Here is a 9,511-nt window from a genome sequence, read left to right on the forward strand (position 1 = left end):
CTCATGTGGGCATCCTCAGTCTGATGTTTGTTAGGTCTTCGTTAGCGGGCGGATTGCCGCTAATCAAGCTGTAATCTGCGCTTTCCCAAGCGCTCGGGTGGCGGTCCGGTTTCGGCCCGGCCACCTGATGGAGCGCGGCAATACACGAAAACTTCACCGCGTCCAAGGCAAAAGGGCCGGTTATCCCGGCCTATTGCGTCAATCAGATCATCGCCATGCCGCCATTTACATGGATTGTCTGGCCAGTGACATAAGCTGCTTCGTTGGAAGCGAGATAAGCGACGGCCGAAGCAACTTCCTTGCCGGTGCCCATGCGCTTGGCCGGGATCGCGGCCATGATCGTCTCTTTCTGCTTGTCGTTGAGCTTCTCCGTCATTGCCGATTCGATGAAGCCGGGGGCGACGCAATTGACGGTGATGTTGCGGGTCGCGATCTCCTGGGCGAGCGACTTGGAAAAGCCGATCATGCCCGCCTTGGAGGCACAGTAGTTGGTCTGGCCAGGATTGCCGGTGACGCCGACGATCGAGGTGATGTTGATGATGCGGCCATGGCGGCGGCGCATCATCGGGTGCGTCAACTCGCGCGTCAGGCGGAACATCGCCGTCAGGTTGATCTCGATGACACTGTCCCAGTCGGCGTCGGACATGCGCACGAACAGGCCGTCCTTGGTGATGCCGGCGTTGTTGACCAGGATGTCGACGCCTTCGAGATCGGCCTCGGCCTTCTGGCCCAGCGCCTTGACTTCATCGCGGTCGGCGAGATTGGCCGGAAACAGTTTCACGCGGTCGCCGAGCTCGCTGGCCAGGGCCTCGAGCTTTTCAACGCGTGTGCCGTGCAGGCCAACGATGGCGCCCTGCTTGTGGAGGATGCGGGCGATTTCTTCGCCGATGCCCCCGGATGCGCCGGTGACGAGTGCCTTGCGGCCGGTCAGATCGAGCATTTTTCAATCCCTTTCAGAGATCGCCCTTCACGGGCGGGTCGATTGAATTGTTCAGACGAGTGCGGCGATTGCCGCGTCGATGTCGGCCGGGTTGTTGACCGCAGCCGTTGCGATGTCCTTGTTGATGCGGCGGGCGAGGCCCGACAACACCTTGCCGGCGCCCACTTCGTAAAGTGTGGTGACGCCGTTGTTGCCGAACCATTCGACCGTCTCGCGCCAGCGCACGCGGCCGGTGACCTGCTCGACGAGGCGGGCGGCGATCTCTTCGGGATCGGTGATCGGCTGAACCGAGACGTTGGCGACAACCGGAACGATCGGCGGATGCTTCTTCACCCCGGCGAGTGCTTCGCGCATTTTTTCAGCCGCCGGCGCCATCAGCGCCGAATGGAAAGGCGCTGAGACCTGCAGCATCAGCGCGCGCTTGGCGCCCTTTTCGGTGCAGAGCTTGGCGGCGCGTTCGACGGCCGCCTTCTCGCCCGAGATCACCAGCTGGCCGCCGCCATTGTCGTTGGCGATCTGGCACACCGAACCCTGGGCAGCCTCAGCACAGGCGGCGTCGACATCGGCTTGCTCCAGTCCGATGATCGCAGCCATCGCGCCCTGCCCGGCCGGCACCGCCGCCTGCATGGCGTCGCCGCGGATGCGCAGCAGGCGCGCCGCGTCGGCGACCGAAACAAAGCCAGCGGCAGCTAGTGCCGAATACTCGCCGAGCGAGTGCCCCGCGACGTATGAAACCTTGTCCTTGAGCGACAGGCCGCGCGATTCCAGCGCCCTGAAGGCAGCCATCGACACCGCCATCAGCGCCGGCTGGGCGTTGGCCGTCAGCGTCAGCGTCTCTTCAGGACCTTCCCAGATCAGCTTCGAAAGTTTTTCGCCCAATGCATCATCGACTTCTTCGAACACGCGGCGCGCTTCGGGAAAAGCATCGGCGAGTTCCTTGCCCATGCCGACAGCCTGGCTGCCCTGCCCCGGGAAAGTGAATGCAACGGCCATGTTGGTCTCCTGGCTACTTGCCGCATCGGCCCGAACCGGAATCGGTTTCACCGGGTGCGATGCGCAGACTTATCACGTGGAGCGCCCTTGCACGTTCGGGAACAAGCATCACGCCACATCGTTGTGCCTCTGGCGCAATGGATACCGTGAAGTCAAGTCTTGAGGGCTTYGGGACCCCGCTGGGGCAAATAATCACAGATGATTAATACGAAACACCTTTTGTTTGCCTCATCCTTCTCAATTTTGCCATATGCGCTAGGTTTTCGATGACCGTTTTGTGACAGTTGCGTGACGCCGCTGTCGAGCGCCCGGGGAAGTTGAGTTGGCAAAGCAATTGGCGGACGGCAAGGCCGTCGTCAGAGATGACGAAAACGAGGCCGCGCGAGCGCGTGGCCGGCGTGCCTATACTTTGTGCGTGCTGCGCTCGGTCATGGTCACGCTCGCCGTTTCGGCGGTGCTGGTCTTTGCCATCGAGTTGGTCGCGCGCGGCTCCTTCGTCGACACCCTCAACTTCTTCCAGCAGCCGTTCAAGCCGAGCTGGACGACGGTCGCCCTGTTTGCCCTTTTGATCATCGCTCTCGATGCGCTTCTCGGGCGGCCCTATAATGGCCTTTTGATCGTTGCGCCCGTCGCACTCGTGCTCGCCTTCGTCGGCCATCAGAAATCGCTCTATCTCGGCGACCCGCTCTACCCGACGGATTTCCTCTACGCCCGTCAGATCGTCGAACTGATGCCGCTGCTCGTTCGTGAACGGCCCCTCGCCGGCATCGGCATTGCCGTCGGCCTGATCGTGGGCATCTCGCTACTTGTGCTGGCCTGGCGCTACTGGCGCCGCCGCATGCCGACCTTGACGCTTTGGGCCCGCGTCTCGCGTCTCGCTATCGCCATTCCAACCCTCGCCTTCTTTGTCTCGATCATGGACTACGCGACCTTTTCGTGGACGCGCGACCGCCTCCAGATCATCCCCATGATGTGGGACCAGAAGGAAAATTACGCCTCCAATGGCTTTGCCATCGCCTTCGCGCTCAATGTGCCGATGGCCAAGGTCAAGGCGCCGGAGGGCTATTCCGAAAAGGCGATCGACGCCATTGCCCGGCCTGAACAGGCTGTCGCGGCCCTGCCGGAGGAAAAGCCCGACGTCATCATCGTGATGAGCGAATCCTTCTGGGATCCGACGCTTCTGCCTGGCGTATCGATCGCACCCGATCCTATAAAGAATGCACGCGCATCGCAGTCGGGCCATGTTTTTTCGCCCGAATTCGGCGGCATGACCGCCAATGTCGAGTTCGAGGCCCTGACCGGTTTCTCCAACGCCTTCCTGCCGGCCGGCTCCATTCCCTACCAGCAATATGTCCGCGCGCCGGTGCCTTCGCTGGCCACCTTCTTCAAGAGCGAAGGCTACGAGACCCGCGCCATCCATCCGTTCGGCAGCTGGTTCTGGAACCGCGCGCCTGTCTACCAGGCCTTCGGCTTCGACAAGTTCATGTCGGAAGAAAACCTGCCGCCGCTCGAAAAGCGCGGGCCGCTGGCATCCGACGCCGCCTTGATGGAAGAGATCATCCGCGAAGCCGATGCGACCGAGCATCCGTTCTTCTTCTTTGCGGTCTCCCTGCAGAGCCACGGCCCTTACGAGCCGAACCGCTACAGCGACACGACCCACAAGGTCGAGGCCGCAACGACGCAGTGGGCACGCGATTCGATCCTGACCTATGCCGAGGGCGCTTCTGACGCGGACCGCGGCCTCAAGCGGCTGATGGACTGGGCGAGCAAGCGCGAGCGCCCGACCGTGATCGCCTTCTTCGGTGACCACCTGCCGCCGCTCGGGCCCGTCTATGTCGAGACCGGCTTCATGAAAGAGCCGGTTGCCAAGCGCAAGGCGGCGATCGGCGAGATGCTGGTCCAGCACGAAACGCCGCTGGTGGTGTGGTCGAACCGCACAGGTCCCGCGCGCGACATCGGCTCGATCAGCCCGGCCTTCCTGCCTCTGCATGTGCTCGAGACCGCCGGCATCAGCCACCCCTACTACACCGGTTTCCTTGGCGACCTGCATGACCGATTCCGGGTCGTCGACCGCAACGTGCTGCTACCACGCGAAGGCGAGTCGGTGTTCGACTGGTCGCGCGCAAAACAGCTCGACCCGGCGATCCGCGATTTCCGCTGGCTGCAATACGACATGATGTTCGGCAAGCGCCGCGGCGCCAAGGGCTTCTTCCCCGAGACGGTCGACAAAGTCGTTGCCGACCGCACCCGCTCGCCGCTTTTCCTGCAACCCGAGGCACTCGGCTGAGCGGCGAAAAACCCAAGAAAATGGCCGATTTCGGCGGGATTTTTGGCCCCGCCCCTTGCCTTGGCCGCACTTAGCATGTAGACGCCCGCCATCTGCCGGTCCCAGCTGGGGGCTGAACGGAGGGCCGGAGGCTTTCTTGAAAGTCTCCGTGTGAAGCGAAAACGCTTCCGCCTCCCGTGTCTCCGCTCTCGACCGTCTCGTCGTGCTCCTTTCTTCCCCTGAGGAGGCCGTAAGGCCCTCGAAGGGTCAGCGAGGTCGCAGAGGCTCTAGCCGCCGGGACCGGAAGATCGAAACGAAGAAAGGCAAAAGCTATGGCTCTTTATGAACATGTGTTTCTTGCCCGCCAGGACCTCTCGCAGCAGCAGGTCGATGCACTTGTCGAACACTACAAGGGCATCATCACTGCAGCAGGCGGGTCGGTTGGCCGGGTCGAGAACTGGGGACTGAAGTCCCTCACCTACCGCGTCAACAAGAACCGCAAGGCGTATTACACGCTTATGGACATCACCGCTCCGTCGGCTGCCGTCAAGGAAGTCGAGCGCCAGCAGGGCCTGTCCGAAGACGTTCTGCGCTTCCTGACCATCAAGGTCGACGCGCATGAAGAAGGCGTCTCCGCCATGATGCAGAAGCGCGAAGAGCGCTCCGAGCGTGGTGGCTTTGGCGATCGTCCGCGCAGCTTCGGCGACCGCGACCGTGGTGATCGCGGCCCGCGCAGCTTCGGCGACCGCGATGGCGGTGGTGATCGTGGCCCGCGCCGTCCGCGCGAAGGTGTTGAAGGGGGTGCAGAATAATGGTCGACATCAATCAGATCCCGACCCGTCGTCCCTTCCATCGCCGCCGCAAGACCTGCCCGTTCTCCGGCGCCAACGCTCCGAAGATCGACTACAAGGACGTGCGTCTGCTGCAGCGCTACATTTCCGAGCGCGGCAAGATCGTTCCTTCGCGCATCACCGCCGTCAGCCAGAAGAAGCAGCGTGAACTCGCCAAGGCGATCAAGCGCGCCCGCTTCCTCGGCCTGCTGCCCTACGTGGTGAAGTGATCTGCTTTCTGGCCCGGGTGCTTTGTCGCCCGGGCCAGAATTTTCCTGCCGCGACGGGCGTGGCCGGTTAAGTCTCAAAATCCCGAGTTGGGTCTCCTCAAGAGCCCCTAACTGCCGCAACGACAGGCAGGACAGCGAAACCGGCGGTACCGCCCTTCCCTGCTTCCTTGCCCGTTGAATTTTATTCGCTGCCTTTGCAGCCAACGAAAGGACAGGAAAATGGACGTCATTCTCCTCGAACGCATTTCCCGCCTCGGCCAGATGGGCGACACCGTCAAGGTCAAGGACGGCTTTGCCCGCAACTTCCTTCTGCCCAAGGGCAAGGCGCTCCGCGCCAACGAAGCCAACAGGAAGAAGTTCGAAGGCCAGCGCGCTCAGCTCGAAGCCCGCAACCTCGAGCGCAAGTCGGAAGCCCAGCAGGTCGCCGACAAGCTCGACGGCAAGACCTTCGTGATCGTGCGTTCGGCTGGTGAAACCGGCCAGCTCTACGGTTCGGTCTCGACCCGCGACATCGCCGACCTGCTGATCGCCGAAGGCTTCACTGTTGCCCGCAACCAGGTCGAGCTCAACCAGCCGATCAAGAACATCGGCCTGACCAATGTGGCGATCGCGCTGCACGCCGAAGTCGAAGTCACCATCACGCTGAACATCGCGCGCACGGCCGACGAAGCCGAGCGCCAGACGAAGGGCGAGACGCTGACCACGGCTGAGGCCATCTACGGCGACGACATCAACGAAAACGCCCGTCCGGACAGCTTCTTTGATCCGAACGAAGACGGCGAAGGCGACGAAGGCTGATTTCAGCCAACGCCTTCTATCCAGTTTTCTGGACCAAGCCCGGATGGCAACATCCGGGCTTTTTTTGTGCCAGCCGTGGAACTTGTCAGCACTGTCACTATCTTCCAAGATCGGACTACAGGACTGACCTCTTTCGCGAGCACGCCATGAACATGTTGTTGCAACGCATCGTCGGTAAGCTTGTGCGCACGGGCGATCTGACAGTCACCGGCCCCAATGGGCGGTCGCATCGATTCGGCGACGGTTCCGGCGAGCCGGTACATCTCCTGATCAAGACACGGCGCGCCGAGAGCGCCATTGCACTCGATCCCATGCTAGCCCTGCCCGAGGCCTATATGGACGGCGATGTCGACATCGTCGGTGGCGATGTGCTCGGGCTGATGCGGGTCGTCTTCCAAAATCTCGGCAATGGCAGCATCGACACTGCCTGGACCAAGGCGATCGACAATGTGAGGCTCGCCTTCCGGCGCTTTCAGCAGGTCAACACCGCCGCGCGCGCCAAGCGCAACGTCCAGCGGCACTACGATCTGTCGGGTGATCTCTACCGGCTCTTCCTCGACGCCGACATGCAATATTCCTGCGCCTATTTCACCCATCCGGACATGACGCTGGAAGAGGCCCAGATCGCCAAGAAGGCGCATATCGCAGCCAAGATGCGGCTGAGGCCGGGACAATCGGTGCTCGACATCGGTTCCGGCTGGGGCGGACTTGGGCTTTATCTGGCCCGCAGCTTCGAGGTCCAGGTGCTCGGCGTCACCTTGTCAAGCGAGCAGCATGCTGTCGCCACCGAGCGCGCGCATGAAGAAGGGCTGGACGGCCACGTCCATTTTGAAATCAGGGATTATCGCGAATTGGTCGAGCGCTTCGACCGCATCGTTTCCGTCGGTATGTTCGAGCACGTTGGCGTCAACCACTACCGCACCTTCTTCGACAACGTTGCCAAGCGCCTGAAGCCCGATGGTGTCATGGTGCTGCACTCGATCGGCCGTGCCGGCCCCCCAGCCTCGACCAGCGCCTTCATCCGCAAGCACATCTTCCCCGGCGGTTATATTCCCGCTCTGTCGGAGGTGCTGCCAGCGATTGAAAAGGCCGGCCTGATGGTCACCGATGTCGAGATCCTGCGGCTGCATTATGCCGACACGCTGAAGCATTGGGGCAAACGCTTTGCGGCCAACCGCGACAAAGCCAGGGCGATCTATGACGAGCGCTTCTGCCGGATGTGGGAGTTCTATCTCGCGGCGTCCGAAGCTGCCTTCCGCTGGCAGGACCTGATGGTGTTCCAGATCCAGCTCACTCACCGCAACGACACGCTGCCATTGACCCGCGACTATATCGGCAAGTGCGAAAAGGCGCTCGCCATGCACGAACTGGCGCATCGCGAGACCGAACCTGCCGCCAAAAGCAGCCGCCGCAGGAAAGTGGCGGACAAGGAGTAGGTTCCGCCCTTGCCTCCGCCACCTCGCTTGTAGGAAATAGGCCCGTTGCAAATTTTAACTGTTAGAGCGTCCTTTGCGCGTCAGAGTGGACGCGCGGCGCTCTGATCGCGCGGGCCTTTTTCATGACCTATGTCATCTACGCTGCCGCCGCCCTTGCCGAGATCGCCGGCTGCTTTGCCTTCTGGGCCTGGTGGCGGCTTGAAAAATCGCCGCTCTGGCTCGCACCGGGCCTGCTTTCACTGATCGCCTTTGCCTGGCTTTTGGCGCTGGTCGAGGCCAACGCCGCCGGCCGCGCCTATGCCGCTTATGGCGGCATCTACATCGCCGCTTCGCTCAGCTGGCTTTGGCTCGCCGAGGGCATCCGGCCTGACCGCTGGGACATGATCGGCGCCGTCATCTGCATTCTCGGCGCCTCGATCATCCTGCTCGCGCCACGAAGCGCGTGAAGCGCCCGACCTAGGCTTGGCGCCTTACCATTTGACCTGCAGGCCAACATTGCCTTCGAAGACGCGGCTGTGCTCGCCACCGAGATTGAAGGTGTGGTCGGCCACGGCAAAGGTGCTGACCTTGTCGGTGAAGGCATGCGTGATGCCGGCGCCGAGTTCGAGCCTGGTGCCGCCGGTTTCGACCTTGATCGCGTCGCTGTCGAAATAGGTAACGTCCTCACCATCGAAGCCATGCCAGAAATTGGCCTTGAGATAAGGCTTGAACTGGCCTGACGAGGTGTCGAACGTACCCTGCAGCCGCGCCCCGATCCGGCCGGTCACGCTGCGACCCTCGTCGAAACGGACCGCCGACAAGGTGTCGTTGCCGTCGTCGAAGGACAGGTCCTGCCAGATGATCTGGGCCTGTGGCTCAAGCACCCAGCCCTCGGTCAAGGCGATGGGCGCGCCTGCTTCCAGCGAAGCAGTCACCACGCGTCCAGMGGCGTCGATGCCAAAGGCGCGGTCTGAGCGCGCGTCGCCACCGAACCATGTGCCCATCAGCACGCCATCTAGGTACCAGCCGCCGGCACCGACATACGTGTAGTAGCCGCCGACCGAATAGGCATTGAGGTCGAGCTTGCCGGCGGCGAGATCGATCTGGCCCAGGACAGCGCCGCGCACGTCGGCATCGAGACTGGCATATCCCAGGAACATGCCGGCGACGTTGCGGGCGCCTGTTTCCGTTTCGGAGCGGAGCATGTCGAGGCCGGCCTGAATTCCGAAGGTCGTGCCGTCGGTCGAAGGTGAGACGGTGCCCGACCAGCTCTGCTCGGTGCTGGAGCCGAAAACCCGGCCCCAGCTGGTGGAAAAGTTGTCGCCGCCCGAAAGGAAGCTCTGCTCGCCGCGGCGCTCGTGGAAGGTGCCGAGCGTCGACATGGCGAGATCGCGTGCCATCGGCGGCAGCACCGAATAGACCGCCGTCTCGGGACGGAGGATCGGCACACCGGGAACCGGAGCGGCCGGATCGGTGGGTAGCGAGCCCAGATCGATAAACTCGGAGCGCAGGTACCAGTTCTCTTGCGATCCAGCGCTGACGCCACCACGAAACAAAAGATATTCGTGCGCGCCAAACGCCAGCGGCGTGGCGAGCGTGAAGGCGCCGGCAGTGGAGGTGGACGTGCCGGTCGCTTCCACAACCAGGATGCCGTCGCGGGTAGTCAGCGCCCCGGCTCCGCCGGCCTTGACGACAACGATGCCAGTCGAACCTGTACCCGTACCGTTCTGGATCACGAGCTTGTCGGACGGCGAGCCGTCGCTGCCAAGCACCGTGTCGAGCCGCAGGAAGCCGGCAGCGCCGATATAATTGCCAGCCACCGTGAACGTGTCGGCAGCACTCGGCGCGCCATTGGTCAGGTCGATGGTGCCGGCATTGGTCAGCGTCGCGGCATTTGCCGGCGTGAACGCGCGGACAGCACCATGGGCGCCTGCGCCGGCAAACAATGTGCTCGATGCATCGATGTCGAAGCTGCCGGTATTCGACAGGGCGTCGCCAAGGACAAAATTGCCGTTGAGAGTGAAGGTCGAGCCTTGGGT

Annotated in this window: 9 protein-coding genes; 6 read left to right on the forward strand and 3 right to left on the reverse strand. The window is 62.6% G+C overall.

From position 1 onward, the window contains the following. Nucleotides 1–202: 202 nt before the first annotated feature. Both fabG and fabD read right to left on the reverse strand, forming a co-directional pair. Complete coding sequence (fabG, locus tag AC1DUU_RS13610) at nucleotides 203–940, reverse strand: 3-oxoacyl-[acyl-carrier-protein] reductase (RefSeq protein ID WP_476783953.1); 738 nt, start codon at nucleotides 938–940, stop codon at nucleotides 203–205. Nucleotides 941–991: 51 nt separating this feature from the next. Then, complete coding sequence (fabD, locus tag AC1DUU_RS13615) at nucleotides 992–1,933, reverse strand: ACP S-malonyltransferase (protein ID WP_476783954.1); 942 nt, start codon at nucleotides 1,931–1,933, stop codon at nucleotides 992–994. Nucleotides 1,934–2,363: 430 nt separating this feature from the next. Between fabD and AC1DUU_RS13620 the strand changes: the two genes are divergently transcribed. The 6 genes from AC1DUU_RS13620 to AC1DUU_RS13645 all read left to right on the forward strand — a co-directional run bounded on the left by AC1DUU_RS13620 (nucleotide 2,364) and on the right by AC1DUU_RS13645 (nucleotide 7,939). Continuing rightward, complete coding sequence (locus tag AC1DUU_RS13620) at nucleotides 2,364–4,220, forward strand: LTA synthase family protein (RefSeq protein ID WP_476783960.1); 1,857 nt, start codon at nucleotides 2,364–2,366, stop codon at nucleotides 4,218–4,220. Between the two features lie 311 nt (nucleotides 4,221–4,531). Further along, entirely contained in the window at nucleotides 4,532–5,011 is a 480-nt protein-coding gene (rpsF, locus tag AC1DUU_RS13625) for a 30S ribosomal protein S6 (RefSeq protein WP_476783955.1), read from the forward strand. After that, nucleotides 5,011–5,259, forward strand: a complete 249-nt coding sequence (gene rpsR, locus AC1DUU_RS13630; protein WP_019170551.1) for a 30S ribosomal protein S18 — start codon at nucleotides 5,011–5,013, stop codon at nucleotides 5,257–5,259. Before rpsF ends, rpsR begins: the two co-directional genes overlap by 1 nt. 219 nt (nucleotides 5,260–5,478) lie before the next feature. After that, entirely contained in the window at nucleotides 5,479–6,057 is a 579-nt protein-coding gene (gene rplI, locus AC1DUU_RS13635) for a 50S ribosomal protein L9 (RefSeq protein ID WP_476783956.1), read from the forward strand. Nucleotides 6,058–6,203: 146 nt separating this feature from the next. After that, nucleotides 6,204–7,493 (forward strand): class I SAM-dependent methyltransferase, encoded by a 1,290-nt coding sequence (locus tag AC1DUU_RS13640; RefSeq protein ID WP_476783957.1) that lies wholly within the window; start codon nucleotides 6,204–6,206, stop codon nucleotides 7,491–7,493. Between the two features lie 122 nt (nucleotides 7,494–7,615). Then, nucleotides 7,616–7,939: a YnfA family protein gene (locus AC1DUU_RS13645; protein WP_476783958.1), complete on the forward strand. Its 324-nt coding sequence runs from the start codon at nucleotides 7,616–7,618 to the stop codon at nucleotides 7,937–7,939. Between the two features lie 24 nt (nucleotides 7,940–7,963). On the opposite strand, the gene AC1DUU_RS13650 is transcribed toward AC1DUU_RS13645, so the two are convergent. Next, nucleotides 7,964–9,511 (reverse strand): autotransporter family protein (locus AC1DUU_RS13650; protein ID WP_476783959.1); only part of this gene is annotated, 1,548 nt, incomplete at its 5' end.

The sequence above is a fragment of the Aminobacter sp. P4_H6_2 genome (genome assembly GCF_056400805.1).

Coding starts and splice junctions, on each gene's coding strand:
- fabG (WP_476783953.1), bottom strand. CDS start 940: ATGCTCGATCTGACCGGCCGCAAGGCACTCGTCACCGGCGCATCCGGG.
- fabD (WP_476783954.1), bottom strand. CDS start 1,933: ATGGCCGTTGCATTCACTTTCCCGGGGCAGGGCAGCCAGGCTGTCGGC.
- AC1DUU_RS13620 (WP_476783960.1), top strand. CDS start 2,364: ATGGTCACGCTCGCCGTTTCGGCGGTGCTGGTCTTTGCCATCGAGTTG.
- rpsF (WP_476783955.1), top strand. CDS start 4,532: ATGGCTCTTTATGAACATGTGTTTCTTGCCCGCCAGGACCTCTCGCAG.
- rpsR (WP_019170551.1), top strand. CDS start 5,011: ATGGTCGACATCAATCAGATCCCGACCCGTCGTCCCTTCCATCGCCGC.
- rplI (WP_476783956.1), top strand. CDS start 5,479: ATGGACGTCATTCTCCTCGAACGCATTTCCCGCCTCGGCCAGATGGGC.
- AC1DUU_RS13640 (WP_476783957.1), top strand. CDS start 6,204: ATGAACATGTTGTTGCAACGCATCGTCGGTAAGCTTGTGCGCACGGGC.
- AC1DUU_RS13645 (WP_476783958.1), top strand. CDS start 7,616: ATGACCTATGTCATCTACGCTGCCGCCGCCCTTGCCGAGATCGCCGGC.